The following is a 24492-nucleotide window of genomic DNA, read 5'->3' on the forward strand; positions in this document are numbered from 1 at the left end:
TCGGCCCATAAGCCGCAGAAGTACGGAGTACATCGCTTCTAGGATCGGAGCCGACTGGTCTGCCTGGACGCCTATGCACGCCATCTGCCGCCGCGCACCGGCTGTCCAGGGCAGGCTGGACGCACTATCAACCACACCGGCCGAGCCTCAACCTGTCCGGCATCGCCTTTCTGCTGAACGTCGAAGGCGTGCCCTGTCCAACGGGGGTCGAACCGACCGCAACCGACACCGCTCGGGCAGCGAGTGGACGGCTATGACAACCTTGCCTGACTGGCCGTCAGGTGGATCACCTGCAGGTACTGCTGATCAACGCCAACGCGACAGCTGTGCTGGGCACCGGCGTGCTGTGTCCAGGTTTCCTGGAATCCGATTGCTGTACATGCCGAGCTCGGCGAGGTGGAGGGGACTTGACCCCGAGTGCTGGTCGGAATTGGTACCGATCGGGGTCCGTGGGTGCGGGCGTTGGTCGTCGTGGGATACACGGTGCTCGCGGTTGACCCGCTGTCGGTGGGCCGTTACCGGGAACGCCACGGCGTGTCCGGCGCGAAGAGCGACGCGGCCAACACGCGCACCCTGGCCGACATGGCGCGCACCGACTCCCTCCGGCCGGTCAGAATCGCCAGTTGACCTGGATCCGTTAGGCGACCGTCGCTCCGTCGGGGTTGATGACGGCGGACTCCAGCATCACGAGGAAGAGCAGATGTAGGTCGTCCTCGTCCATGTCGGGCACCGTTTCGCCGTCCAGCTGTTCGAGGCGCTCTGCGCCACCGAGTTCCTCGAACTCGTCTGTGAACTCCCGGAGCAGCGCTTCTGGATCCTGGCTGATCGCCGCGGCGGCGCGTTTGAGAAGCCCAGGGTGGTGTCGAGGTGTTCGGCGATCAAAGCGAGCACGTACTCGTCCGCGTCATCGGCGTCGATGTCGTTGCCGTGGTCCATGGCGGCGGGAAGCGCCATATCGCGAAGGTGCTCGACGACGTCTTCGCCGGTCTGCTCGCAGCGGGCGACGAGCACCTGGTGCGCCAGTTGTGTGAGTGCGATCAGGTAGGAGACGGCGGTCAGCCCGGAGCCGAGGTTGGTCGTCAGTACCGGCGCGATGTCGTCGGCGGTTCGGTGCCCGCCGTAGACCTCGGCGTACACCCGGGCGGTCGCGAGGACGCGGTGCCAGGGCTCGGGAAGGTCGGTTTCGTCGTCCGCGAGTTCGGCCGCGACATCGTCGAGGACTTCGGCCGGCTGCATGTCGTGGATCTCCGGGCGGGAGGGTGGACAGCCAGTAGTCGGTGGGCTCGGGTTCGCCGGTGAGCCATTCGGCCAGCAGCCAGCACTCGGGCAGGCTGCCGTCGGCGGCGCGGGGGATGTTGCAGTTGGCCGAGCGTGCTCGCAGCGCGAGGAAGCGGGAACGCATGGTCGGGGTCGGGTTGACGGTGCTCTTGCGGGAGCCGTGGCGCCAGACCACGAACCGACCGGCCGAGCGTCCGGCCGTCGTCACGAGGGTCTTAGCGGTGACGGGCTTGTCGAGGTAGGTCGTCTTCGTGGGTGGGCGGCCGGTGCCGGACCATGTCTGACCGACGCCGGGTACCGTGGCCGGTCAGCTGCGCAGCCACGGGATCGTGTCGCGCAGCCGTCGATCGCCTGCCTGCGCCGCCGGTGGTCGGCCGCCCTCGGCGGTGATCACCTGGCCGACGAACCCCAACGCGGCTGCCGCCGCCGCGATGCCGCCCACCCTTGTGGCACCCGCTGCGGCTGCCTTGACACCACGACCTGCTCTGCGCCCGCCACCAGGTTCGGATCGGGCGACCCGTTCACCACCGAGATCCGCCGCAGCCTCGACCTGACCGACTACCGGCCCATCCGTTCCCACGACGTCATCGAGCACTCGATCGACCAGCGCTGCCGGCAACCGTCGGTCCTGCCACACAGCTCCTACCGGCGCGAACGTACCTTCGGCGGTAAGACCTACCGCGAGCGCGTCGCCAGCGGCGATGCAGGCGGCCGGGACGATCAGCAGCGATCCGGCCGCGGTCCCGGCCCGCTTCCGACTCGCCGGGAGCGGATCATGGGCACGCTGCGAAGACCTCGCGTTACCCGAGCCGCGGCGCTTCAAGGCCCGACCTGCACCGACGACTGGACAGGCCCTTCCGCAGCTGCGACCGGGCTTCCCGCCGAGGCAGGTGTACCGTCCGGCGATCGCCCGCGTCCGCGCTCTCGCCACACCGGGCGGTGGGCGCCGGGCCGCTCCATGATGGACCTCTGATCGTCGTGGTGGAGGGTGCGGGCGTGGCATCGGAGGAAGAGTGCGACCGCGGACCGGAGCAGGTCGTGGCACCGGTCCGGTCCCGGCGGTGGGCGGTGATCGCGGTCGCGGCGTTCGGGGTCGCGGTTCTGGTCTACGTGCTGGCCGTGTGGACGGTGACGGGTCAGGCGCTGGAGAACGCCGCGTTGCGCGGCGCGGATCAGGTCGACTTGGCCCAGGCCGGTGAGGCGTGGCGGGCGCTGGACGAGATCACCGTCTACTCGCTGGCGGCGGCCGTGGTGCTCATCGCCTTGGTCGGCGCGCTGCGGAGGCGCTGGGACCTCGCGGTCGCGGCGGTCGGTGTTGTGGTGCTCGGCCAGGTGGTCGTCCAGGGTCTCAAGCGGTTCGTGCTCGTCCGACCCCCGTTGGTGGAGGTGACGGGCGACTACACCCACAACAGCCTGCCCAGCGGGCACACCGCGATCGCCATGACCGTGCTGTTCGCCGCTGTGATCGTCGCGCCTCACCGCTGGCGCGGCGTGGTGATGCTGTTCCTGCTGCCGTGGGCGGTGGGCATCGGACAGTACACGCTCACCGCGAAGTGGCACCGGCTCAGCGACACCCTCGCCGCGGACGCGATCGCCCTGGCCCTGGCCGCGCTCGCGTCGTGGTGGCTGGCCCGCCGCGGTGCGCTGCACCGCTACGAGGGCCGTCGCCGGGTCGGCCGGGTCGTCATCGGGGCGTTCGCCGTGGTGTCCGCCGTGGTGGGACTGGTCTTGGGCGGTGTGCTGTGGGGCGTGCCGCTCGCCCGTGCCGGCCTGGCCGGCGTGGTGCGGGACCACGACTACGAGTGGGACGTCTACCTCGGTGCCGGGTCGTTCGCTCTGGCCGGGTCGCTCGTCGCGGCGCTGGTGTTCCTGGCCTCCTGGCGACGGTTGGCGACCTGACCGCACACCGGTACGGGGAGGTCGCCAACGTCGCCGGCCGGAACGCCCCGTGGGCGGGTTCAGGCCGGGTTCTACCGCTGGTCGCCCCGGAGCTCGATATCGCGACTGCCCGGCTGGTGGTGACTGCCGTGGCGGCAGCGGCGGCCTGCTACGTCAAGGCCCATGCCGCAGTCGTTGATCGACATATGGCGCGTGTGAGGACGAGATCCGAGGCGAGTTGCTCAAGCTCGGACACCGGTGCGTTCTACGCCCGCGTCCGCGAACGCGGCACCACCTCCGGCGACGAGCTCCTGCTGCGCGCGACCGGCGCCGCGCTGAAGAAGACCATCGCCGGCGAAGAACGCCGAACTCACTGCTGCGTGCGGACGTCCCGCACCGGTCCGCGTCGTCAACCAACTCGCCCTCGAAATCGGCAGCTCCACGACGCGCCGGCGCACCCGGACTCCAACGTCGGCAGACGGGCCGGTGATGATCTGGACGACGGTGCTCCCGGTGAACAGGCCGGAGATGACCGTGCCGGTGTAGGTGACCACGATCGGGTTGAATCCGTACGCCTGGTGGATGGGGCGGATGCCGCCGGCGTCGGGTCGAACGACAGCGGGTATCCGATCAGGTCACTCGGTCCGGAGTGGCCCGCACATCGACGGCCGGGCTCGTTCACTTGGATTTCATCAGTAACTGCCCCCGCGCCGGGAAACCCTCCCGAGTGCTCGATGAAACCGCCGTCGGCGATCACCGGCACCGTGCGAAAGAACTCGCGGAGCGACTCCTCGGCGGTCTCGCCGATCGTATGCGCCACACGGCGGCCGTCGCGGCCCGTGCGGACAAGTCGGCGGTGACCGTGGCACCGGCCGACCGAGACGTCCTGGTCGCGGCGGCGTGGCTGCACGACATCGGCTATGCGGAGGCGTTGCGGGACACCGGGTTCCACCCGCTCGACGGCGCCCGTCACCTGGAGCAGCTCGGTTGGCCGCGGCGCGTCTGCGCCCTGGTCGCACACCACTCGGGCGCCCGCCTGGTGGCTGGCGTCCTCGGCTTGGTCGACCAGCTCGACGCCTACCCCCACGAGGACGACGCGGTCTCCGACGCGCTCACCTACGCCGACCAGACGGTCGACAACAAGGGACGTCGGGTGACCATCCGGGTCCGGCTGGAGGACATGTTCCGCCGGCACGGCCCGGACTCGCCCAATGGGAGGGGCCACCACCTGCGTGCGCCGCACCTCCTGGCCGTCGCGGACCGCGTGGAGCGCCGGAGGCTTGCCCGGAGGTCATGAAATCAGGCCGTCGAGGACGGTGGGGGCGAGGCCGAAGGCGGTGGTCATGCCGATGCCGGAGGTCATCGAGACGACGCGGGTGGTGGGATGCGGCGTGGCGGTGAGGAACTCGTCGGGGGCGAACGCGTAGACGCCGGTCCAGCGGCGGCGGACGGTCAGGCCGGGCACGCCGAGCAGGCGACCTCGACATCTGCGGTTTGTCGTCGCGGGTGGCTGAGAGGAATCCAGGTCAAGGGGTGTCCGTCCGACCACCCGCGGATCGTGCACATCGGCGGTGGGGAGCAGTTGGACGATTGGGTCCAGGACGTCCCCGCGACGGCGCGTCTGTCGGCCGAGCGCTTCTGGCCGTGACCGCTGACGTTGGTCCTGCGGCGAGGCCGCCGGGTGCCGCTCGAAGCGACCGGTGGCCTGAAGACGGTGGCCGTCCGGGTGCCCGACCACCCCGTCGCGCTCGCGCTGCTGTCGGTCCTCGGGGACGGCGCAGCGGCTCCGTCGGCCAACCGCTTCAGTTGCCTCGCAAGGTAAGTCCGGACGGGACGCGGATGTCCGGTCCGGTCGAAGTGGGCGGTGGCACGAGCGCTGACCTGAGGCCCGCCGAGTAGGCGCGAACACCTGGTAGCCGGCCTGTTCGGCCCTATTCCGCGGGATCGGTGTCGGGGCGGCTGTCGGGGCGGAGGTTCAGAGTGAGGTGATCTCCAGGGTGGCGAGGGAGTAGATGCTGGGCACTGTGCCCAGGCCGGCCGTGCACAGCAGCACGTCGGTGGCCGGGCCGGTGAGGACCTGCAGGACGGTGCTCCCGGTGAACAGGCCGGAGGTGACCGTGCCGGTGTGGGTGACCACGAGGGCGGCCCCCACGACGGTGGCGGTGCGGTTGGTCGAGAGGGTCGAGGTCTGGCCGGTGTTCCAGGTGATGGTGAAGGTGCTGGGCCCGCTGTTCAGCAGGTCGAGGCAGCCGTATCCCGGTAGAACCGTGGTCGACGTGCGGGTGCCGGAGGTCAGGGCCGGGTTGCTCAGCGACACGCACGGCCCGTACTGGGCCGTGAGGTGGGCGGTGACGTCCTGCGGGGCCAGGGTCAGCGGCGGGGTGTAGGCGTGGTTCTGGCTGCTGGGCGGGGTGCAGGTGACGTCGAGCACGCCGGCCGAGGCCGTCCCGGCCGGACCCGCCACGAGCAGCGTCAGGGTGCACACAGCCGTGGTCAGAACGGCCATGGCGGTGCGGAACGACTTGATCATCATCGCTCTCCATCCGGGCGGTACCCGCGAAGCCCGGGTAGGCACGAGCCCGCCGGCCACCCAGGATGACCCCGTCCGCCCGCCCGCGACAGGACCAGACGGGCGGCACCGCCACCTAGGCGGTGGGCACCGCCACAGGTGCCGCCAACTAGGTCCGAACACCGCCAACTTCAGGCGGTCCGGACGAACATTGTCCGTTCCGCTTGAACTCTGCGGACCGGATGCCTGTTGACCTGCGATCCGCAGGCTAACGTCCTTGCCGGGGGCGTTCAGTTCGTGGGGACGGGGACGTCGAGGCCGCGGGCGGCGACGAGTCGCATGTTGCCGTCGGCCAGGCGGTAGCACAGGCCGATCACGGCGGACTGGCCGGCGTTCACCCGTTCGGCGAGTAGTCGGGAGCGGTCGAGCAGCAGGTCGACGGTGCGGCTGACGTGCTCGGCAAGGATTTCGTCGGCCTGCCCGCGTCCGGCGGCCCGGGCCGCGATGACGCTGGGGGTGACGCGCTCGACGACGTCGCGGATGTACCCGTCCGGGACCGCGCCCTCGTCGAGTGCCGCGCACGCCGCGGCGACCGCGCCGCAGGTGTCGTGGCCGAGGACCACCACCAGCGGGCTGCCCAGCACGCCGACCCCGTACTCGACGCTGCCCAGCACCTCCGAACCCGCGACGTGGCCCGCGGTGCGCACCACGAACAAGTCGCCCAGCCCGCGGTCGAAGATGATCTCGGCGGCCAGCCGGGAGTCGGAACACCCGAACAGCACGGCGAACGGGCGCTGGGCGGGTGCGACCTCGGCGCGCCGTGCCGCGTCCTGGTTGGGGTGCTCCGGCGTTCCGGCGACGAAGCGCTGGTTACCGGACATCAGCAGCTCGAAGGCTTCCCGGGGAGACGAGTGCTTGATCTCAACCATGGTCTGGACCCTAGGTCAATCCAGCGCCTGTGCTGGCCTGGGTCTCGCGGTGCGGGGTCCGTTCCATGCCTGAGCGCGTACCAACGGCCGAGTGGAATCCGTGGCCGGTGTTCGACGCTGACGCGGTCACTCGATGTCAACATTGAGCCGTATTGGGTATCCTGGAGTCGCACCTGGAACGCGGTGAAGGACGTGGTGTGCTTGTCGGAGCTTCCACACGTGGGCAGCGTGTTGTGTTCGATTGATCGCCACGGTCCGACGTTGGTCGTGGCGGGGGAGATCGATGCGAGCAATGCCCAATGGGTCGGCGAACGGATCGGCGTCGAAACCGGTGTTCACACCGTGGACCTTTCCGGTGTCCGGTTCTGCTCTGCCGCCGGTGTGACGATGTTGTTCGACCTCGGACAGGACGCGGTGGGGCGTGGCGACGTGCTGCGCTTGCTGCGCTCGCCGCAGTTGGACCGGATGCTGCGGCTGAACTCGCAGGACGCGATCGAGGGATTCACCTTCGTCGCGGACGGCGGTCCCGTCCCGGGCAGTGCGGGAGGGTCGTGAGCCAGGTCGACATCACGCGGGACGGGGCACCCGGGTTCGTGCACGCGGCGTTGATCGTGGACAGTGACCGGTCCCTGCGGGAGCGGCTGCTGCCCGCGCTGGACCGGTCATTGTCGGCCGGTGAGGCGGTGGTGATGGCGGTCGGCGCGCACACCGAGCGTGTGGTGCGAGCCGCCCTCGGCGGACGTGCGGGTGCGGTGGAGTGGAGTGCCCCAGGCGCCTTCTACCAGCGGTTGGGCCTCACTTTCAGTGCTTTCCGCGATCACTTGGCGCATCGGCACGCGGCCGGGCGGCGGGTGCACGTGGTGGCCGAGCCCGACATCGTCGCCAGCGCCGATCCGGAGGCACCGATCGACCGGGTGGCGGCCTATTTGCCCTACGAGGCGTTGTGCAACCAGGCCTACGCCGTGTTCGACTGCGCCGTCACCTGCCTGTGGGACAGTCGGCGCCATCCGGCGCTGGTCATCGAAGGGGTGCGCGACCTGCACCCGTTCGAGATGACCGCGGTGGGCGTGCGGGCCAACCTCGGGTTCACCGCCACCGCCGACTACCTGGCCGGTCGGAACCTGATCGCGCTGGAACCGCCACCCGCGTCGGTCGACCTGGACCTGGAGGTGGGATCCCTGGGGGAGTTGGCCGGAGTGCGGGCGGCTCTGCGCGGGTGGGCGGGTGGCCGTGGGTTCGCGGTCGAGGCGATCGACGACGTGGTGACCGCCGCGGACGGGATCGTCACCAACGCGGTCGAGCACGGTCGGCCACCGGTCCGGGTGCGGGGCTGGCAGGCCGCCGACACGCTGGTCGTGCAGGTCGACGACACCGGCGCGGTCCCGCTGCCCGCCTTCGGCGGCTACCGGCCACCGTCGCCGGGCCAGCGCCGTGGCCGAGGGCTGTGGATCGCACGTCAACTGGCTGACGCCGTGACCACCCACACCACCGACAGCCACACCCACGTCCGCCTCCACTTCCCGCACGAGATCACCCACCGGGGCCCGATCACGAACGGGTGATCGGCGGCCCGTCTTTCCGATCGTCATGTTCGCGGGGCCAGCATTGGTATGTGAGGCCACTGGAGTGAAGTAGGTGTCCGCACGCGGTGCGGTGCGGGTGAGAGATCTTGTCACGGGCTAGGGTGAGCTCCGTCGCGACAGGGTTGACGGATCGGTCACGCGGTTATTCTCGCGCCGTTCGACGTCTTCGGTGGAGAGGACGTGAGGCGTGTGACGCTGATCGACGAGGACGACACCTGTTCGGGGGCTCTGGCTCTGGACCTCACCGACGAGATCCCGCCGCTGGTCCGGGTGCGGCGGTGGGCGGGCTGGGCGTTGTCCGATCTGACCGACGACGAGTTGGGCGACTGCCTGCTGGTGGTCACCGAGCTGGTCGCCAACGCCTACGACCACGGTGAGGAGCCACGTCGGGTGCGGTTGCACCGGTCGGTGGAGCCGTGTTCCGTGCGGATCGAGGTCGACGACGGGGTCCAGGGAGAGGTGGTGCTGGGACGCTCCCGGTTGGGGCCGCATCGGGGCCGGGGTCTGGTGATGGTGGCGAACCTGAGCGCGAAATGGGGAGTCGAGTACCAGGAACAGGGCAAGACGGTGTGGGCGGAAGTCCCCTGCGCCGCACCGCCGCTCGTCGGCAGGGACTGACCGGTCGGTCAACGTGACAAGACCGCGGTGACCGCCTCGTCGACCGTGGGACGCACCGTCACCACCCGGTCGAGTTCGGTGATCTGCATCGGTCGCAGCACCGCGTGGTGCGCGGCCACCACCGCGAGGGGCATCGCCAACCGCGCCGCGCGCGTGATCGCCTCGGCCAGCAGTTGCAGACCGGTGGAGCCGATGAAGCCCACACCCGACAGGTCGACCACCAGGCCACTCGGCCGGCGGTCCAGCTGGTCGACCAGGTGGGTGCGGACCGGTTCGACGGTGGTGGAGTCGATCTCGCCGGTCACCACCACGACGGGCACACCGCGGTGAGGGGTGGTGCGGGCTGTCGCGAAGTCGGTGGTGTCGAGCATGAGGGGTGCCTCTCGGTGAAACCACGAGAACCGGCGACCGAGCTGCTGCTGAACCCGTATGGCCGCTCCGCGGCGAATCGGTGGATATTCACCACGCTCGACGGTACGTGGTTGCCGGTCCTGCGCACAATCCGCCGGCGGGGCGCTTCGCCTGCCCGCCGCGTGCCGGACACCCGATCGGGTTCGCCAACACCAGCACCGCAGCCCTGATCGGCAGACCCGACCGGGTGCATGCCTCGTCAACGGTGGTCGGAGCCCTCCGGTACTGGACCGAGCGGGCCGTGCCAGTCAAGGCACACCACCATGGCATCGTCCTCCGCGCCGGAGACGTGGCGGTGTCCGGCGAGTTCCTGGAGGACCGCCCGCGGCACTTGGGCGGCCGGCAGCAGGCGGGTGGCATTGATGGCGCGAGCGAGGGCTTGTTTGCCGTAGCGCTCGCCGGTGGCGGAGGCGACGTCGTAGACGCCGTCGCTGACGAAGATCAGCCGGTCGCCGGCTTCGACCTGGAACTGCTCGGTTCGGTAGTGGGTTTCCTCGAACATGCCGAGAGGGAGTTGCGCGTCGAAGGTGATGGGTTCGATGGTGCCGGCGCGCAGTCGCCACATGCGGGGCGACCCCGCGTCGATGACGTCGACGTTGCCGGTGCTCAGCTCGAAGCGGAGCAGGAGGACGGAGACGTGCACGCGTCCGCCGTACTGCCCGTAGATGGCTTGGTCGGCGAGCGCGGCCTGGTCGGGCAGCGGGATGCCGGCCCGGCGCGCGTTGCGCAGGGCGTTGATCGCCAGGTTGGTCAGGAGGGCGGCGTCGATGCCTTCGCCCATGCCGTTGGTGACGGTGAGGGTGAGGTGCTCGGCGGAGGTGGACCAGTCGAAGTTGTCGCCGTAGATCGCGTAGGCGGGTTCGAGTTGGGCTCCGATGCTGTACTCGGTGCGCGCGCACGCCCGGCCCGGGAGGAGTTGCCACTGCATCTCCGCGGCGAGGGTGAGCCGGTCGGCACGGCGGGCCTGGAGGTAGACGTCGGTGTCGCGCTCCGCGACGATGATCTCGTGGCCGAGGGTTTCGGCGACTTGCGCCAGTTCGCGGAGCGTGTCCGGGTCGGGCGAGGCGGGAATGGCGACCGACAGCACGCCCAGCCGGTCGCCGCGCACGGTGACCGGGAGGTGGGCCACCACGCCGCCGCCCTCGCCGTCCTCGAGGTAGGGCCGCTGGGTGCCGAAGGCCCGCCCGGGCGCGCCGACGTTGGTCGACAGCGGACGACGCGTGTAGGGCAGGACCGCGACCGGTTGCAGCATGGTCAGCGCGTAGTCGGCCATGAGCAGCTCCACCCGCCGTGCCCCGAACAGGCGGTCGAGCTCGGCTCGTACGGCGTCGAGCAGCTCGTGGGGCGCTGCGGTGCGCAGCACGCGTTCGACCGAGTGGTACCGGTCGGCGCTGGGTGAGGGCACGTGGTTCTACTTTCTCGCCGGCTGCCACACTGGGGTGGCGGCCGGCGCGGCTGTCGGAGAACGTCGATGGATGCGAGAGTGGAAGGTGTGAACCGGATCCGGCACCATCCCACCTGCGACGAGGTGCTCCATGCTCTCACCGGCGTGGCGGAGCACCTCGAAGTGCTCTGGGAACGGAGCCGGGAGGTCTCGGCCGCTCCGCTGTCGGTGTCGCAGCTGCGGGCGATGTTCGTGCTGGAACGCGCGGAGCCGATGAACCTGCGTTCGCTGGGGGAGGCCCTGTCCTCGAGCCCGCCGTCGGTGAGCCGGCTGTGCGACCGGCTCCAGGCCGCCGGGTTCCTCGACCGCTCCACCAGCGCCACCAACCGCCGCGAGGTCGAGCTGCGGCTGAGCGAGCGCGGCCGCGGCTACCTGCGTGAGCTGCGTGCCCGGCGCAAGGAACGGCTGCGCGAAGTGATCGAGTCGATGCCGTCGGCCGCGCGCAAGGCACTGTTCGACGGGCTCACGTCCTTCCACGAGGCCGTCTCCGAGTTGGAGCCACGCGGCGAGGCGGACGGCAAGCACGACAGCCAGTCGGCCTGACCTCAGCCTGCTCATTGTTGTCGTCCTGCAACTCTTGATCGGCGAACTGTTGTCGTGCCGGAGGTCGGCGCCTGCTAACGTTTGTCATCCGACAATAGTTCATGGGCTGATCCGAGCGTCCGGAAGGGGGTCCGACTTGGCCTCCGACGACGCATCCGCGCGCGAGCTCATCGTGCAGGTGATCACCGAACAGGGCGGACGCGCCGTCAACCACTGCGCGGCGACACCGTGCTGACCGGTCTGCTCAACGCCGTGGACGGCCAGATCCCGCTGCTGGTCGGTCAAGAGCTCGGCGAACACATCGCCGTCGACCGCGCCGAACATGCCCTCGACCAGCCGCGCTCTCCCGAGGTCCGGCCCGATGCGACCCGCTGACCCGGCCGCCGTCGAGCGCGGCGCCGCCACCGGTCACCCGCACGCCGTGCGCGTCGAGCAGGACCTGCTCGCCGCCCGCCACGCCGTGCGGGCCGCGGCCGTCGCGGCCGGCTTCGACCTCGTGGGCCAGACGAAGATCATCACGGCGGCCAGTGAGCTGGTGCGCAACGCCTACGTCCACGGCGGCGGTGGTGTGATGACGATCGAGGAGACGACAGGCGATGGCGGCCGGACCGGGCTGCGCCTCGTGGTGTCCGACGCCGGACCGGGCATTCGCGACATCGACGCCGCGCTCGCCGACGGGTTCAGCACCGGCGCCGGTCTCGGTCACGGCCTGGGCGGAGCGCGCAGGCTGGTCGACGACTTCCACGTCGAGAGCGCGGCCGGCGTCGGCACCACGGTCACCATCGTGAGGTGGAACCGGTGAGGGCCTCCGCCGCGCGAGAGATCCACGTCGACCACATCAGCGCCGTCCATGTCGCCCGAACCGGTACGCCCGGCGTCGGTCCGAGCTTCCTCATCACCTCGACGCCCGGCAAGGGGGACAGCGGCGACACCGCCGTGGTCGTCCGGACACCGGCCGACCCGGCATGATCCCGATCGAGCAGGTGGGCGCGTACATCCGGCGACTGTGCGACGCCCACGACGTGCCGTTGGAGTCACGCACCCGAATGGTTCTCAGCGCACTCGCCGTGGCACGCGGAGTCGACGGCCCGGTCGGCGTCGACGTGCGCGTCCAGCCCGAGCCCGACGGCGGCGCCACACTGGCCGTCCGGCTCGACCTGCCCGCACCACCCGACCGGGACCGCCCGCCGAACCTCCCGCTCACCCCGGAAGCCGCCGACCCGCGTCACCCGGTGTGGAAGATCCCGTTGTCTCGAAAGCAGAACAGCGTGCCCGCCGTCGCCCACTACGACGACGAGGCCGCCATCGAACAGGAACTGCGAGCGCTCATCGCGCGCGTCGACGCATTGGAGCACGAGCACCGCGACCTCAAACACGAACTGGCCGAGACCAACAGCGGCGTGCTCGCCATGTACGTGCAGCAGGAGGAGCGGGACGAGCAATTCCGCCTCGCGCACGCCGTCATCTTCCGCGAACTGGAAGACGCGCTGCGTCCACCATCACCCATCGTGGACGGCATCGAACTGGGCGTGTGCTACCGACCGGCGGGCGACGACACCCCGACCGGCGGCGACCTCTACGACTGGTTCCTCCTGCCGGACGGCACACTGCACATCACGGTCGTCGACGCCGTGGGACACGGCGTCACCTGCACCCGCAACGCGCTCAACGTCACCCACACCGTGCGCACGCTCGCCCTGGAAGGCCACCCGCTGCACGACCTCGTCCGCCGCACGGACCAGGTCAACCACGGCGCGATGGCGACCATCCTGCTAGCCCGACTCGACCCCCGCACCGGCCACCTGGAGTTGGCCAACGGCAGCCACCCGGCCGCGCTGCTGCTCCACGACACCGAGGCGAGCTACCTCCCCGTGCCCGGACGCGGCGTCGGTTTCCCCCTGCCCGGCAGCGAAGGGGTGCGCACCGCACGGCTGACCCCGAACGACACCCTGCTCCTCTACACCGACGGCCTGATCGAAAGCCGAGGCGACCTCGCGGAAGGCGAGGCGAGGCTCACCCACGTCGCCCGTCGCCACGCCGGCCGACCGCTCGACAGCCTCCCTTCGGCCATCGTCCAAGACATGCACGACGTCGTCCTGTACCCCGACGACACGCTGGTGCTGGCCGTCCGATTCACCCGCCTGGCAGAGGACTGATTGCGGTGGGATCGCTCTCGAAGGTCGAGGCGACGTAGGGGATCACGTCCTCTTGGCCTTCAACCACAGGCGGCGGCGAGCCGCTTCCAGCAGCAGGGCGCAGGTGTCGAGGCTATGGCGTCCCTCGCCCAGCGCGGGCCGGGCAGCCGCTGAGCGGGCGGCAGCGCCGGCCCCCGGGACCGGCGAGGCCGCAGCGTCGCCGACGCCTCGCACAACCGCTCGATTCCGCTGGCCGCTTCACGGTCAGCGCTCCCGAAGATCAGCAGCTTGCTCGTGCAGCCGCTCATCGAGCATCGCGCCCCTCTCACCCGCTCTGGCCTCTCCGAACGAGACCAGACAACTGTCGACGTTCTGCTCAACCTGCAACACGAATGTCCGAACCCAGCCCGCGCCCGGATCAGCCACCACCGGAACGCGGGCATCACGACCTGTCGTTGTCGTATTGAGTACGGTCTTCCAGCGCATCGTCCACCTGGCGCGGCCCGTCCCGGTGGGTCGAGGCTGCGGGTGACAAGGTACAGACACTTCATCGCGGGGTGGATTCAACCGGTCAACGCAACACCAGGTCGGTCGTGCCGTGCCGAGAGTAACCTGTCGAAGGCCTCGGCCGGAGTTCGCCAACCAAGCCGTTTGCGCGGCCTGGCGTTGAGTTGCGCTGCGACGAACTCGAGGTAGTCACGGTGGTAGCCGGACAGGTCCGTGCTCTTGGGAAAGTACTGCCGTAGCAACCCGTTCGTGTTCTCGTTGGTCGCCCGTTGCCAAGGCGAGTGGGGATCACAGAAGTAGATGTCGAGCCGGGTAGCCTCGGCGATGACCGTGTGGTTGGCCATCTCCTGCCCTTGGTCCCAGGTCAGGGTGCGGCGCAGGAACGGCGGCAGCCGGTTCATCGCCTCGATCGTCGCTTCCCCGACAGGAAGGGCGCCATGGTTGTCCGGCAAGTGCAACAGCACCACGAAGCCGGTGGAGCGTTCCACGAGCGTGCCAATCGCCGACTTGTTCTCCTTGCCCGTGATCAAATCCCCTTCCCAATGCCCCGCGACCACGCGGTCCAGGACCTCCGACGGCCGCAGCGCGATGTTGACCATGCCCGCCAGGCGCCCACGCCGCTCGGTGGTGCGTCGCGTCCGGCGCAGAGCCCGCCCGGTGCGCAACGTCTTCACCAGCTCCCGCTGCAGACCACCGCGACCCTGCACGTAAAGGCTGCGGTAGACGGTCTCGTGACTCACACGCATGCCCGGATCGTCGGGGAACAGCAGCGGTAGGCGCCGACTGATCTGCTCGGGGCTGTCCTTGGCCCGCAACCGATCCTGCACGTGCTCACGCAGCCGGTCCTCCACCGCCAGTAGCCTCGCCTTCGGCCGCCGGGCACGCTGATCGGCCACCGCCTGAGCCACCGACGCCCGGTACCCGGACTTCCGACGGACGATCCCGCGCGCCAGCTCCCGGCTCACCGTGGACGGCGAGCGCCCCAGCACCCGCGCGATCGCCCGCACTCCCTCACCTGCGGCCCGGCGGCAGCTGATCTCCTCCCGCTCCCGGAACGACAGACGACGCGCACCGGACAAAGGCAGGCCGACGGGGAAAGGCTCGGGCATCACGCCGCCAACGTGCCGGAACCACTCCCACGCCACAGTGATCGACACGCCGACCGATGCCGCCGCCTCCGCCACAACCATCCCCGACCGGACCGCGGCCCAGAACTCCCGCCGAACCTCGACCGGAATCGCCGGTCGACCTCCAACACCCACGCAACACCTCGCTGATCAGCGGTGTTGCGTTGACCGGTTGAATCCAGCCGGCCTGTTCGGTCGGGAAATGCCCACGGGCGCGGATCGCCCGGCGGTAGCGGGCGTTGAGCGACTCGATCGCGTTGTGGAACAGATCATCCGCCGGATCTCGACGTCTTAGTCGAGGGGTACGAACTCGTCCCAGGCGTTGCGCCACAACCGGATCACCGCCCCGTACTTCCGTCCCCACTTCTCCGCCAGGTCCTCCAGCGCGACGGCCGCGGTGTCGGGGGTGGGGGCGGTGCAGATCGGGGCGATGCCCCGTTTCACCGCGTCCCAGTCCTGGCGGGCCACCAGCCGGAAGGTGTTGCGGATCAGATGCACCACCCAGGTCTGCACGACGGTGTGCGGCCACACGTTCGCCACCGCGTCGGGCAGGCCCTTGAGTCCCGTCGCAGACCAGGAAGAACACGTCGTGAACGCCGCGGTTCTTCAGGTCGACCAGCACGCTCATCCAGAACTTGGCGCCCTCGCCGCCGGTGCCCATCCACAGCCCGAGCACGTCCTTGCGCCCGTCCACCAACGACAACACGATTTCATCGAAGTCGGTCAGGCGACGTTGCCGCTTCTTCACGATCTGCGGCTCGAAGGTGCCCTCCCGGTCGCAGGGCACCTCGATCCCCACCTCGCTGGCCGTCTCCGAGATCACGGTCTTGGTCCGGCTGCCGTTGCGCACGTTGGTCGACTCGCGCCCCGGTTCGGCGCGGTTCTTCTCGTGGCCGAGGTGCTCGGTCATCTCCCCGGCCAAGGCGGTCTCCAGCACGTTCTTGGTGAACAGCTTGAGCAGGCCGCCGGGACCGGTCAGCGCCAGCCCTCGTGCTTTGGCCTCGGCCACCATCGCCGCCGCGGCGGACTGCTCCGGCGACAGCTGCCGCCCGGTCCCGGCATCGCTCTCCCGTGCGCTCAAAGCTCAGATGTCATCACTCACAGTGCCCATCCCGCCGGACCCCAGGCCCGGCGTGTCGGGCCGAACACACCGATCTTGAAACAGTCCCAGGGCGGCACGCGAACTGTGAGACGGTTCGTCCTTCCGTGTGGGGTTCACCGGTCGTGCAGGTGGCGGGCCAGCACGTCGTGGGCCACCTCGGCCAGTGGGCGGTTCGTGGCAAAAGCGGTCGCTCGGAGCTGGGCGAGTGCGCTGTCGGTGCTGATCACCTGTTGCGCGGCCAGCAACCCGGTCGCGATGTTGACGGCATCGTGGTCGGTCGAGGAGTTGATGTGCTCGACCACTTCGGTACGGGAATTGGCCAGCAGCACCACCGCAGCCACGTCCGCCAGCTCGCGCGCGTCGGCGAGCATCGAGCGGGACAGGGCGCCGGGGCTGCGGCGGTAGAAGGTCATGGTTCCCAGGTTGGCGACCGCGGTGCGCAGTGGGAAGGCGAACACCGCGGCGACGCCGATGGCGCCGGCGGCGTCGGTGAAGCCCGGCCATCGCGCACCGTGTTCGGTCAGGTTGGTGACCAACACCGGATCACCGGTCGTGAACGCCGTCACCGACGGGCCCTCGCCGGTGGTGTACTGCAGTTCCTCCACGCGCCGACCCCAGGGGTCGGTGACCGCCAGCTGGTGCTGTGCCAGTCCCCGACCGCGGATGGTGATCACCACCGCATCGACTCCGGCCAGCCGTTCCAGCGCCGCGTCCGCCACGACCGCGGCGCACCCGGTTGCGGGATCCGCGCGTCGAGCGGCGTGCACGACGCTGTGCCACAACTCGTCCCGGTGTCCAACCGGTGATGATCGGCTGCTATCCGGCATGGTGCGCGGCATCCGCATCGACGTCGACGTCCGGGGGCGCCGACCGGTCTCGCGAAGTGGTCACGACCGCCATCCGCACCGCCGACACCTCTCGCGCTGTACCCGGTCCGACCGGCCGATGGGGTGTGTCGATGCCGCGGAAGCCGCGACGACGTCCTCCCTGAGGTGCGTGGCCCTGATCATGCGCGCTTCGGCGTCCGGCAGCGGTGGATCATCGGATTTCCGGTGAACGGGACCAACCGGGCAATCCGCACCGTGTCGGAGTCGCATGGTGTCGTGTTCCCATGCCGTTGCGGTGTCCCTGCCCCGATCTCCGCTCCGACGAGGTCGGGGGGTTCACCACTCCGGGCACGCCCTGGTCCGAGTTGCCGCTCGCCGCCCGCAGGTCGCCCCGCACCTGCCACCACCTCTCGATCAGCGGTTGCGATGGACCACGCCGGGGTAACCACTCGGAAGGTCGATCAATCCTGCGTGGCCGACGAAGCTCGTCGGCCACGCAGGCCAGCACGGTGGCGGCGGGGCGCCCTGCGACACGTCCGCCGCTCAGGAACGGCCTGCCTGGCGATGGACCGCCTCCCCGGTGAATAAGCCGTGCGCATGATTTGCCTGGATGCTCGCTCGAAAGCAGGGGACGTGTCATGTCGAGACTGCCGCAGGGGTGGGCGCTGATCGGGAAACGCTCCCGGCCGATTTTCTTCCTCGCTTGGTGAACTCGCAGTTAACGTCTCGTGGCTGGCTGTGTGCTGGCGGTGACCTACTTGATTCTCGCGGGTTCGGTTCGAATCCGGAGCGGAGCCGCCGAATTGTCCCAGTTAGTAGTTTATGCGGGCTGGTCGAGGGTAGCCGAACTGTCAGCGCTCGTGTATGCGGGCGATTTCGACAGGAGGCCCGAGATGACCAGTGCGACAGGCCCGGCGGGCGGTGTTCCTGGAAATTCGGGGTTCCAGGGCGGCAGGATGGCGGGTGACCTCGGGGCCGGTGCGCCTGCCGTGCGGCGGGCGGATCTGGGAACGAAGCCGTCGTTCAGGACCACGGAGTTCTTCGTGTTCCTCGCCGCGGTCGCCGCGGTGGTTGTGACGGCGCTGGTGGTGGGCGGTGATGCGGACACCGCTGATCCGTTCAACGCCGAGCAGGCGTTGCGCTACGTCACGTTCCTGGCGATCGGTTACATGATCAGTCGTGGCCTGGCGAAGGCGGGCAGCCGTCGCCGCGACGTCGATCACCGCTGAGCAACGGGACGGACGAGGTGAAGATCCGCCCTCTCGGTGGTCGTCTGGGCTGCCTCTTGATGATCACAGTCTCGGTAGTCGCGTCCGTCGTGCTGACCATCTTGCTCAACGTCGTCCTCTGACGCCGTTTCCGGGTGTGGGCTCGATGCCGCGCAGCCGGTGTCCTCGATGGCAGCGACGGTGGGCAAGTGGTCGGCAGAGGAGTTCGGTCCGGTTCTCGCTGACTTCTTGCTTTTGCCGGGCGGGCTGTCCTTCTGCTTCTTCGTACCAGGCTCCTTTTCGGGGCTGGCTCCGGTTTCGCAGCGGAGTCGACCTGTTGCCGCTCGACTTCCGCGGGGGCGGCGGTATCGGCGCCGGCGTGAGTGGCGGGCTGCTGGTGCACCGTTGCCGCGCTCGGTAGCGGTGCGGTGGAGATCGGGGCCGCCGCGCTGGAGGTCGCGGTGGCCGGGGACGTGGTCGAGCGGGCGCCGAGTTCGCCGGTTGGGCAGCGGGTGTGATCGCCCACGCGACGCTGATCGCGCTGAGCAGCGCCGCCGCCGAGGCCAGCAGCGCCTTGCGCGGCGCCGGGGCCGTCTGCGGCGTCTCGGCTGGAGCCGTCGGCGGGATCCGGGCGGGTATCGGGAGGGTGTTCTCGGCCGGGTTGGCCTGGAGGGCGCGGGCGCAGTCGGCGGCGGTCGGCCGCTGGTCGGGGTCGGAGGCGGTCATCGCCGTCAGCAGGTTCGCCAGGTCGGGCGGCAGGTGCGCGGGGACCGCGGGGGAGCGGTGCAGGCGGGCGACGGCGGCCTCGACCTCGCTGCCGGTGTACTCGCAGTGGCCGGTGAGGCACTCCAGCAGGACCAGGCCGAGGGCGTAGATGTCGGCGGAGTGGTCGACTCCGGTGCCGCGGACCTGTTCGGGGGCGAGGTAGGCGGCGGTGCCGACCATCTGGTCGGTGCGGGTCAGCCGGGTCGCGCCGGGCAGGTGGGCCAGGCCGAAGGTGACTGTCCGTGATACCGCTACACCCTCCGTCGCCGACCAGGCACTTCCGGGTGCCCCTGCAGTGCAGGGGCGAAACAGCGCACGTTGCGGTCTCCGCCACACGCGTTAGTTCAGCGGTCCCTGCTCGACGACCGATCCACGAGGCCACGTCGGCGGGCGACGATCCGCGCGGAAGTCCGGTGTGCGGCACGCCCCGGACGGCGACGTCGCGCGCTTCACGCCAATGCTGCCGATGACCGTCCGCAATGTGGACGCTCGCCGGATTCCGTAGTGCGAGCACGATCTGAATCTGGCTGGTCGGCTCGCGAGACGACATCGAACGCCCCGCTGTACTCGCGACAGGGCGGAGATGCCCCCGAGCACCTAGAGCACGGCTCGCCGGTCTCCACCGGGTACCGGAGGTGTGGGTCAGCCGATACCGCGGCGCGGTGTGGCCGGTGCCGCTGATGTCCGCCAAGACGGTCTTGTGGTGGTAGTGCGGCACGACACCCCGGTCTTCGGACAGCCGGTCCACGATCATCATCCCCGTCGCCGCGAGTCACTGATCGGAAAACGTCCCCGAACCGGTTGGTGTGGTTCACGGGCCCGCGGTGGTCGGCGCACGGGCGCGCTGTCGTCGGCGGGTGGTGAGGTGCCGTCGCCGGGCCGGTGTGGCGACCCGCGTCGGCGGGTACGTCGAGACCATGGGTGCGGTCGAGCGGATCGGCTCCACAGGGCGGGACGACGGACGTCGAGGCGCGCGGGGGCGACTCGTGTTCAGTTCCGACCTGCCGGTGCCGTGGATGTCGTCGTCGGAGGAGTTGTGGCGGTGGGTGCGGGCGGGGTTGTACCGGGAGGACGAGGACTGCGTGGAGAAGGTGGCGCTCGTGCTCGCGGAACTGGTGGCCAACGCCTACGAGCACGGGCGACCGCCGTACGGGGTCAAGGTCTGGCGGTCGACGGCCGTGCCGGTCGTGCGGATCGAGGTGGAGGACGCCGGCCTTGAGGATTTGGCCGTTCCCGGGTTGTCGCGGTGGGGTGGCACGCGTGGCTCCGGCTTGGTCCTCGTAGGCGGGTTGGCACGTCGGTGGGGTGTCGACGTGCACCGGGCGGGCAAAACGGTGTGGGCCGAGCTGGCCGGACGTGCGGCCTCGGTCGGGTCCGGCGAGGTGGTCTGACCGCGATCCTCGGAGGTGGGGTTCCGGTCGCCGGCACGGCCTCCGCCTCGCGGGAGGTCAGCACACCGGTACGGCCCGGAGCCGTGCCGCTCCACGGAGCATGGGGCATTGTCGCTGGTCGTGTCCGATGAGGTAAAGGACATGGCATCAGACTGTCGATTCCGGGACCGCCCGCGTCGGTGGGACACCCGCGGCGGGATGGCGGTGGGCGCCTGCGGACTTCGAGGAAGGAGCGCTGTTCGGTGGGCGAGGCGGTGCTTCCTGGAGGCCCGAGACCCGGTGCCGGCAGGTCGCGGAGCGTGGTCAGGGGGTACGAGGAGGTGGGATGGGCAGTTGGCCGGTTCGGGTGAGGTGGTCGGCGACGTCGTGGAGCTTGGTGTTGGTGCCCTGACTGGCGCGCGCGAGTTTGGCGAACGCCTCATCGGCGGTGATCTTGTGACGTTCCATCAGGATGCCTTTGGCCTGGCCGATCAGGTCGCGGCTGTGCATGCCCAGGCCCAGTTGCTTCTCGCGCCGGGCGGCGGCCAGGGCGACGGCGGCGTGGGTGGCGAAGAGCAGTCCGACGTGTTCGGAGTCCCGGTCGAACGCCTCGGGCTCGGACGAGTAGAGGGTGAGCGCACCCAGGTCCTCGTCGTTGACGAATAGCTGGAACGACAACATGCTCAGCACCCCGAGGTCACGGACGCGCGGCGAAAGCGGGCCAGCGTTGCTCGGTGCGCAGGTCGGGCACCACGACGGTGAGGTGCCGGCGCAGCGAGTCGAGGCAGGGGTCCTGCACGGTTTCGTACTGGGCCCGGTCGATCCGGTCGACGAGGTCCGCTGTGCGCGCGACGGTGTACACCCGGCGCTTGCCCAGCACCATCATGATCCCGGCGTGCCGCGCGCCGGGGATCGCTTCCACCGCGGTGCGCACCACCCCGTCCAGGGTGTCACGGGCGCTGTCCTGGTCCTGCAACGACCGGGCGATCCGTCCGAGCTGGACTGCCACCTCGTTCCACCGACCGCCAAGGGAGCCGCAGATCGTGAAGAAGCGGCAACGTCGCCTGACCGACGTCGACGAGATCGTGTTGTCGTTGTACGCCAAGGGATTGACCACCGGGGAAGTCTCGGCGCACTATGCCGAGATCTACGGCGCGTCGCTGTCGAAGGAGACGGTCTCGCGGATCACCGACAAGGTCGTCGCGGAGGTGTGTATCCAGCCCAGGCGTGTGGTCCACCAGCCCCGACCTGCGCATTCCCTCGAGATCTCACGTATCGCTGGTGCGTGCCGGTCGCACGGGTCCGCGCTGTCTCGGAGATTTGCCGCTCGGATGCCGCCGGCACTCCTGGGTGAGGACCGCTCGGACGTCACCCGAAGATCGGTTCACCCTGGGCTGGCCGTGACAGCGGTGGTCTTGACGGCCGGGTGAGCCCGCCGACCGTGCTCATCGCCGCAGGTAAGCACACCTGGATCACCTGGTAGAGGAAATCTGTGATCGCTGGAGTAGACATTCCCATGCCGGTGTGTGTAGTGTTCTCCCTGTCGAACAGAAGAGAACGTCCTATCGGCGCGGGAGAGGATGAACTACCCGCGAGTTGGGAGCAGTACGACCCCGCCGGCCGGGACCGGTAGTAGAACGTTCCGCGGGCGGAGTCAAGGGCAGTCGGCACAGGTAGTACCGGGAGCACAACCGCAATACGCTCGACAGCAGTTCGCACGGCCCGGAGTCCGACTGTCGGCAGTGGAAGTGGCAGCATCGGTCAGGCGCGCTGGAGCCGATCAGTGGAAGGGGTTCCGGCACGGTGGCCGCAGGCGGTTGGTGAGGTGAGCCGGAGTGTTCAACGAGGCCGGCGCCGACCGTCGAGGCAGTACAGGCAAGGCAAGGATCGACAGAGAAGGGAAGGGTTGCACGCCATCGGATCGCCTGCCTCGGAGTGAAGTCGTCCGGGCGGGTACCGCAGTCCAGATCGATTGGATGGTGGTTTCCGGTCACGTACATGCGATCCCCGCGTTGTCCGGAGTTCGTACGGACGGCGTGGACATGACAAGCCGGTCTCAGGACCGGTTGGTGGAAGTGAACCCGTAACCCCAGGGGCCCGGCGCCGAGATGGTGCCGGGCCCCTCTTCGCGCGCGGAGGTGCGATGATCCCAGAGACGGCCGAGCCGCGGCCGGCGGCCGACAAGTTCGACGACGACCACTACCCCGCCTACACGATGGGCGGGGCTGCCGAGATGCTCGGCACCACGCCGGGCTTCCTGCGCAGCCTGGACGAGGCGAAGCTGATCCAGCCCCGACGTTCCCCGGGCGGGCACCGCCGCTACTCCCGCCACCAGTTGCGCATCGCCGCCCGCGTCCGGGAACTCGTCGACCAGGGCACCGGACTGGATGCCGCGTGCCGCATCGTCACCCTGGAGGACCAACTCCGGGAAGCACGCGAACTCAACGACAAGCTCTCGTCACCACCCGGACAGGACTACCCGCCGCTGCGCGGGGTGTGAGGCAGGCAGGGCCGGGACGTCGACCGAGCAACCTCCGGCAGGGCAACGAGCCAATCGTGCCGACCGTCCCCTCGACGTCCCGAATCCCGCCGCCGGCACCAGCCACCGGAACACCGCGTTCGACCCTCGGCGGTATGTGACCATGCTGGCCCGGACGTGGAGTGGTGGGGCATTCGCGCAGGTCACGTACGTGCACTCGAACACCCACTCCGTGTTCATCGGGCCCTGTCCGCAGGCGTTGGACGCCAGCCCAGTGGCCACCAGCCGCACGTCCAGGACGAAGGCCTCGTCACATGTGTGCAGCACCTCGCCGATGCGGTTCGCACGGCGGCGAGGTCGTCGCAGTGCACCGGGGTGTCCACCACCTGGCCGGTGGTCCGGCCTGCGTCGGCGTGACCGTCCGCGCTCGTCGTAACGATGCGGGCTGAGCGCGAGCGGATCATCACCCCCTTCGGAGGTCGATGCGCCGCTCGGTGGCCTTGCCGGATCGTGTGAGACGTCAAGCAGGTGAGGCGGTGTCGATGTCGGCGCCGTTGTCGGCGTGGCGTTCGGTGCGGTTGGTGCCGTGCCAGTCCAGGCAGAGCACGGTGGCGTCGTCCTGGAGGTGGTCGCCGCAGGCGTGGCGCACCGCTCTGGTGACGGCCCGCACGACCTCCCTGGCGTGCAGTCCGGCGGTGTCGCGGACCAGTGCCGGCAGGTCGGCGTCGGCGGCGTCGCGTTCGAACGTGCCGTCGGTGATCAGCACCAGCCGGTCGCCGGGGCGCAGGTCGAGCCGCTGCACCCGATAGTGGTGCGGCTGGACGCCGAAGAGCAGGTCGATTTCCAGCTCGACCGGTCGCACCACGCCGTCGCGCAGCAGCAGCGGTGCGGGGTGGCCGGCGTTGACCAGCTCGATCCCTCCCTCGCGCAGGTCCAGGCGCAGCAGCAGCCCGGTCGCCAGCGATCCGCGGCCGTGGTCCAGCAGGGCCTGGTTGGCTTGTCGCGCCTGCTCGGCCAGGTCGTGGCCGGCCCGGCGGGCCCCGCGCAGCGCGCCGACGAGCAGGGTCGCGGTCAGCGCCGAGGCCACGTCGTGTCCGACGGCGTCGGTCATCGACAGGTGCAGGGTGTCGGGGTCCAGGGTGTAGTCGTAGGTGTCGCCGCCGATGTCGTCGGCGGGCACCAGGGCTCCGGCGACGGTGAACTGAGCAGCCTCGCAGCAGGACGCCGACGGCAGCAGCTGGTGCTGGATCTCCGCGGCCAGGCTCATCGGGGTGGTGCGCCGGCCGGAGTGGTAGAGGTCGGTGAAGCGGCGGTCGGCGACGATGACGTAGGCCAACGCGTGCGCCGCCTCGGACAGCTGCGACAGCACCTCGTCGTCGAAGGAGGGCACGGTCACCTCCAGCACGCCGACGCAGTCGCCGCGGTTGGTCACCGGCAGCACCACCCGCACCCCGTCGTCGCCCTGCTCCTGCCACGGCCGCTGGGTGCGCAGCACCTCCTCGTAGACGCTGTCCCGCAGGCGGACGTGCACCGCACCCCACCCGCCGCGGTCCTGCGCAGTCGAGGTCAGCCGCACCAGATGCTCATCGACGAGATCGACCAGCAAGAACGACACGTCGAACGCCCCGAACCGCTTCGCCAGATCACGCGCGACGACCTCGACCGAATCCGCCGGCGGTGCGCTTTCGGCCGCCGCCAGCACATCACCCGGTTTCAACACCTCACCGTTCACGGCAACCTCCGACGACTGGAAATCCACCCCACCACAGACCTCACCGT

General features: G+C 69.8%; 30 protein-coding genes and 3 pseudogenes. 15 read left to right on the plus strand and 18 right to left on the minus strand.

All coding sequences use genetic code 11. The features are described from left to right. Positions 1-417: 417 nt before the first annotated feature. Positions 418-627, plus strand: coding sequence for a transposase (locus tag LZG04_RS11460; protein WP_308199045.1), 210 nt, complete (start codon positions 418-420; stop codon positions 625-627). A gap of 57 nt (positions 628-684) precedes the next feature. Here the strand turns inward: LZG04_RS11460 and LZG04_RS11465 are convergent, their stop codons facing one another. Together LZG04_RS11465 and LZG04_RS41645 are read right to left on the minus strand one after the other, a co-directional pair. Then, positions 685-1236 carry a hypothetical protein gene (locus LZG04_RS11465; RefSeq protein ID WP_233815813.1) on the minus strand — a complete coding sequence of 184 codons (552 nt, stop codon included), beginning with the start codon at positions 1234-1236 and terminating at the stop codon, positions 685-687. A 349-nt stretch (positions 1237-1585) separates the two neighbouring features. Continuing rightward, complete coding sequence (locus LZG04_RS41645; protein ID WP_267936023.1) at positions 1586-1720, minus strand: hypothetical protein; 135 nt, start codon at positions 1718-1720, stop codon at positions 1586-1588. A gap of 554 nt (positions 1721-2274) precedes the next feature. Between LZG04_RS41645 and LZG04_RS11470 the strand changes: the two genes are divergently transcribed. Continuing rightward, positions 2275-3177: a phosphatase PAP2 family protein gene (locus tag LZG04_RS11470; RefSeq protein WP_233815814.1), complete on the plus strand. Its 903-nt coding sequence runs from the start codon at positions 2275-2277 to the stop codon at positions 3175-3177. 221 nt (positions 3178-3398) lie between these two features. Here LZG04_RS11470 and LZG04_RS11475 read toward each other — a convergent pair whose 3' ends face one another. Then, the gene (locus LZG04_RS11475; RefSeq protein ID WP_233815815.1) at positions 3399-3710 is read right to left on the minus strand and encodes a hypothetical protein; all 312 of its coding nucleotides are present in this window, start codon (positions 3708-3710) and stop codon (positions 3399-3401) included. A gap of 257 nt (positions 3711-3967) precedes the next feature. On the opposite strand from LZG04_RS11475, the gene LZG04_RS11480 reads away from it, so the two are divergent. Then, a complete protein-coding gene (locus tag LZG04_RS11480) occupies positions 3968-4453 on the plus strand; it encodes an HDIG domain-containing metalloprotein (RefSeq protein WP_233815816.1) in 486 nt (161 codons plus the stop codon). Here LZG04_RS11480 and LZG04_RS11485 read toward each other — a convergent pair. Continuing rightward, entirely contained in the window at positions 4448-4621 is a 174-nt protein-coding gene (locus tag LZG04_RS11485; protein ID WP_233815817.1) for a hypothetical protein, read from the minus strand. The two genes, LZG04_RS11480 and LZG04_RS11485, sit on opposite strands and share 6 nt — an antisense overlap. Positions 4622-4813: 192 nt before the next feature. Here LZG04_RS11485 and LZG04_RS11490 point away from each other — a divergent pair, with 192 nt between their 5' ends. Beyond that, complete coding sequence (locus LZG04_RS11490; protein WP_267936026.1) at positions 4814-4978, plus strand: L-threonylcarbamoyladenylate synthase; 165 nt, start codon at positions 4814-4816, stop codon at positions 4976-4978. Between the two features lie 153 nt (positions 4979-5131). On the opposite strand, the gene LZG04_RS11495 is transcribed toward LZG04_RS11490, so the two are convergent. Continuing rightward, on the minus strand, positions 5132-5686 hold the full coding sequence (locus LZG04_RS11495; RefSeq protein ID WP_233815819.1) for a hypothetical protein: 555 nt from the start codon (positions 5684-5686) through the stop codon (positions 5132-5134). Between the two features lie 269 nt (positions 5687-5955). After that, on the minus strand, positions 5956-6594 hold the full coding sequence (locus LZG04_RS11500; protein ID WP_267936029.1) for a carbonic anhydrase: 639 nt from the start codon (positions 6592-6594) through the stop codon (positions 5956-5958). 219 nt (positions 6595-6813) lie between these two features. Between LZG04_RS11500 and LZG04_RS42445 the strand changes: the two genes are divergently transcribed. The 3 genes from LZG04_RS42445 (at position 6814) to LZG04_RS11515 (ending at position 8795) form a co-directional block, all read left to right on the plus strand. Then, the gene (locus tag LZG04_RS42445) at positions 6814-7149 is read left to right on the plus strand and encodes a hypothetical protein (protein ID WP_233815820.1); all 336 of its coding nucleotides are present in this window, start codon (positions 6814-6816) and stop codon (positions 7147-7149) included. Beyond that, the gene (locus LZG04_RS11510; RefSeq protein ID WP_233815821.1) at positions 7146-8156 is read left to right on the plus strand and encodes a sensor histidine kinase; all 1011 of its coding nucleotides are present in this window, start codon (positions 7146-7148) and stop codon (positions 8154-8156) included. Before LZG04_RS42445 ends, LZG04_RS11510 begins: the two co-directional genes overlap by 4 nt. Positions 8157-8357: 201 nt before the next feature. Further along, positions 8358-8795, plus strand: coding sequence for an ATP-binding protein (locus LZG04_RS11515; RefSeq protein ID WP_233815822.1), 438 nt, complete (start codon positions 8358-8360; stop codon positions 8793-8795). Positions 8796-8803: 8 nt separating this feature from the next. On the opposite strand, the gene LZG04_RS11520 is transcribed toward LZG04_RS11515, so the two are convergent. Both LZG04_RS11520 and LZG04_RS11525 read right to left on the minus strand, forming a co-directional pair. Next, entirely contained in the window at positions 8804-9166 is a 363-nt protein-coding gene (locus LZG04_RS11520; RefSeq protein ID WP_233815823.1) for an STAS domain-containing protein, read from the minus strand. A 239-nt stretch (positions 9167-9405) separates the two neighbouring features. Further along, positions 9406-10611 carry a PP2C family protein-serine/threonine phosphatase gene (locus LZG04_RS11525; protein ID WP_233815824.1) on the minus strand — a complete coding sequence of 402 codons (1206 nt, stop codon included), beginning with the start codon at positions 10609-10611 and terminating at the stop codon, positions 9406-9408. A 78-nt stretch (positions 10612-10689) separates the two neighbouring features. Here LZG04_RS11525 and LZG04_RS11530 point away from each other — a divergent pair, with 78 nt between their 5' ends. Next, positions 10690-11193 (plus strand): MarR family winged helix-turn-helix transcriptional regulator, encoded by a 504-nt coding sequence (locus tag LZG04_RS11530; RefSeq protein ID WP_233815825.1) that lies wholly within the window; start codon positions 10690-10692, stop codon positions 11191-11193. 99 nt (positions 11194-11292) lie between these two features. Here the strand turns inward: LZG04_RS11530 and LZG04_RS11535 are convergent, their stop codons facing one another. Then, positions 11293-11517 (minus strand): hypothetical protein, encoded by a 225-nt coding sequence (locus LZG04_RS11535; protein WP_233815826.1) that lies wholly within the window; start codon positions 11515-11517, stop codon positions 11293-11295. 37 nt (positions 11518-11554) lie between these two features. Between LZG04_RS11535 and LZG04_RS11540 the strand changes: the two genes are divergently transcribed. The 3 genes from LZG04_RS11540 (at position 11555) to LZG04_RS11550 (ending at position 13349) form a co-directional block, all read left to right on the plus strand. Next, on the plus strand, positions 11555-11995 hold the full coding sequence (locus LZG04_RS11540; protein WP_233815827.1) for an ATP-binding protein: 441 nt from the start codon (positions 11555-11557) through the stop codon (positions 11993-11995). Then, positions 11992-12162, plus strand: a complete 171-nt coding sequence (locus tag LZG04_RS11545; protein ID WP_233815828.1) for a hypothetical protein — start codon at positions 11992-11994, stop codon at positions 12160-12162. The genes LZG04_RS11540 and LZG04_RS11545 overlap by 4 nt, the downstream gene beginning before the upstream one ends. 98 nt (positions 12163-12260) lie before the next feature. Continuing rightward, positions 12261-13349, plus strand: coding sequence for a PP2C family protein-serine/threonine phosphatase (locus LZG04_RS11550; protein ID WP_308199047.1), 1089 nt, complete (start codon positions 12261-12263; stop codon positions 13347-13349). A gap of 243 nt (positions 13350-13592) precedes the next feature. On the opposite strand, the gene LZG04_RS11555 is transcribed toward LZG04_RS11550, so the two are convergent. The 4 genes and pseudogenes from LZG04_RS11555 to LZG04_RS11570 form a co-directional block, all read right to left on the minus strand. Continuing rightward, a complete protein-coding gene (locus LZG04_RS11555) occupies positions 13593-13814 on the minus strand; it encodes a hypothetical protein (RefSeq protein ID WP_233815829.1) in 222 nt (73 codons plus the stop codon). Between the two features lie 77 nt (positions 13815-13891). Next, positions 13892-14944, minus strand: coding sequence for an IS30 family transposase (locus LZG04_RS11560; RefSeq protein ID WP_374202803.1), 1053 nt, complete (start codon positions 14942-14944; stop codon positions 13892-13894). Positions 14945-15146: 202 nt separating this feature from the next. After that, positions 15147-16043 (minus strand): annotated as a pseudogene (locus tag LZG04_RS11565) (transposase); the annotation flags it as partial. A gap of 134 nt (positions 16044-16177) precedes the next feature. Beyond that, the gene (locus tag LZG04_RS11570; protein WP_233815830.1) at positions 16178-16783 is read right to left on the minus strand and encodes a GAF and ANTAR domain-containing protein; all 606 of its coding nucleotides are present in this window, start codon (positions 16781-16783) and stop codon (positions 16178-16180) included. Positions 16784-17640: 857 nt separating this feature from the next. Here LZG04_RS11570 and LZG04_RS11575 point away from each other — a divergent pair. Beyond that, complete coding sequence (locus LZG04_RS11575) at positions 17641-18120, plus strand: hypothetical protein (RefSeq protein WP_233815831.1); 480 nt, start codon at positions 17641-17643, stop codon at positions 18118-18120. 105 nt (positions 18121-18225) lie between these two features. Here the strand turns inward: LZG04_RS11575 and LZG04_RS42970 are convergent, their stop codons facing one another. Beyond that, positions 18226-19044: a protein kinase gene (locus LZG04_RS42970; protein WP_374202804.1), complete on the minus strand. Its 819-nt coding sequence runs from the start codon at positions 19042-19044 to the stop codon at positions 18226-18228. An 806-nt stretch (positions 19045-19850) separates the two neighbouring features. On the opposite strand from LZG04_RS42970, the gene LZG04_RS11585 reads away from it, so the two are divergent. Continuing rightward, the gene (locus LZG04_RS11585; protein WP_233815833.1) at positions 19851-20255 is read left to right on the plus strand and encodes an ATP-binding protein; all 405 of its coding nucleotides are present in this window, start codon (positions 19851-19853) and stop codon (positions 20253-20255) included. 303 nt (positions 20256-20558) lie between these two features. Here LZG04_RS11585 and LZG04_RS11590 read toward each other — a convergent pair whose 3' ends face one another. The 3 genes and pseudogenes from LZG04_RS11590 to LZG04_RS11600 all read right to left on the minus strand — a co-directional run bounded on the left by LZG04_RS11590 (position 20559) and on the right by LZG04_RS11600 (position 21243). After that, positions 20559-20744 (minus strand): ANTAR domain-containing protein, encoded by a 186-nt coding sequence (locus LZG04_RS11590; RefSeq protein WP_267936116.1) that lies wholly within the window; start codon positions 20742-20744, stop codon positions 20559-20561. A 96-nt stretch (positions 20745-20840) separates the two neighbouring features. Further along, positions 20841-20972 (minus strand): annotated as a pseudogene (locus tag LZG04_RS11595) (hypothetical protein); the annotation flags it as partial. Then, the gene (locus tag LZG04_RS11600; protein ID WP_233816085.1) at positions 20932-21243 is read right to left on the minus strand and encodes a hypothetical protein; all 312 of its coding nucleotides are present in this window, start codon (positions 21241-21243) and stop codon (positions 20932-20934) included. The pseudogene LZG04_RS11595 and the gene LZG04_RS11600, both read right to left, overlap by 41 nt. A 22-nt stretch (positions 21244-21265) precedes the next feature. On the opposite strand from LZG04_RS11600, the pseudogene LZG04_RS11605 reads away from it, so the two are divergent. Together LZG04_RS11605 and LZG04_RS11610 are read left to right on the plus strand one after the other, a co-directional pair. Further along, positions 21266-21445: pseudogene (locus tag LZG04_RS11605) on the plus strand (transposase); the annotation flags it as partial. A 932-nt stretch (positions 21446-22377) separates the two neighbouring features. After that, positions 22378-22734: a MerR family transcriptional regulator gene (locus LZG04_RS11610; RefSeq protein ID WP_233815834.1), complete on the plus strand. Its 357-nt coding sequence runs from the start codon at positions 22378-22380 to the stop codon at positions 22732-22734. Between the two features lie 499 nt (positions 22735-23233). Here LZG04_RS11610 and LZG04_RS11615 read toward each other — a convergent pair whose 3' ends face one another. Then, a complete protein-coding gene (locus tag LZG04_RS11615) occupies positions 23234-24445 on the minus strand; it encodes a PP2C family protein-serine/threonine phosphatase (RefSeq protein ID WP_233815835.1) in 1212 nt (403 codons plus the stop codon). Positions 24446-24492 lie beyond the last annotated feature (47 nt).

The sequence above is a fragment of the Saccharothrix sp. S26 genome, from assembly GCF_021390395.1.
In the GTDB taxonomy this organism is placed as follows: domain Bacteria; phylum Actinomycetota; class Actinomycetes; order Mycobacteriales; family Pseudonocardiaceae; genus Actinosynnema.

What these genes read in the sequence shown, in the direction of transcription:
- LZG04_RS11465 (WP_233815813.1), bottom strand. Translation starts at nt 1,236, where the DNA reads ATGCAGCCGGCCGAAGTCCTCGACGATGTCGCGGCCGAACTCGCGGAC.
- LZG04_RS11480 (WP_233815816.1), top strand. Translation starts at nt 3,968, where the DNA reads ATGCGCCACACGGCGGCCGTCGCGGCCCGTGCGGACAAGTCGGCGGTG.
- LZG04_RS11495 (WP_233815819.1), bottom strand. Translation starts at nt 5,686, where the DNA reads ATGATCAAGTCGTTCCGCACCGCCATGGCCGTTCTGACCACGGCTGTG.
- LZG04_RS11500 (WP_267936029.1), bottom strand. Translation starts at nt 6,594, where the DNA reads ATGGTTGAGATCAAGCACTCGTCTCCCCGGGAAGCCTTCGAGCTGCTG.
- LZG04_RS11520 (WP_233815823.1), bottom strand. Translation starts at nt 9,166, where the DNA reads ATGCTCGACACCACCGACTTCGCGACAGCCCGCACCACCCCTCACCGC.
- LZG04_RS11535 (WP_233815826.1), bottom strand. Translation starts at nt 11,517, where the DNA reads ATGTTCGGCGCGGTCGACGGCGATGTGTTCGCCGAGCTCTTGACCGAC.
- LZG04_RS11540 (WP_233815827.1), top strand. Translation starts at nt 11,555, where the DNA reads ATGCGACCCGCTGACCCGGCCGCCGTCGAGCGCGGCGCCGCCACCGGT.
- LZG04_RS11555 (WP_233815829.1), bottom strand. Translation starts at nt 13,814, where the DNA reads ATGCGCTGGAAGACCGTACTCAATACGACAACGACAGGTCGTGATGCC.
- LZG04_RS11560 (WP_374202803.1), bottom strand. Translation starts at nt 14,944, where the DNA reads ATGCCCGAGCCTTTCCCCGTCGGCCTGCCTTTGTCCGGTGCGCGTCGT.
- LZG04_RS42970 (WP_374202804.1), bottom strand. Translation starts at nt 19,044, where the DNA reads ATGGTCGGCACCGCCGCCTACCTCGCCCCCGAACAGGTCCGCGGCACC.
- LZG04_RS11590 (WP_267936116.1), bottom strand. Translation starts at nt 20,744, where the DNA reads ATGCACAGCCGCGACCTGATCGGCCAGGCCAAAGGCATCCTGATGGAA.
- LZG04_RS11610 (WP_233815834.1), top strand. Translation starts at nt 22,378, where the DNA reads ATGATCCCAGAGACGGCCGAGCCGCGGCCGGCGGCCGACAAGTTCGAC.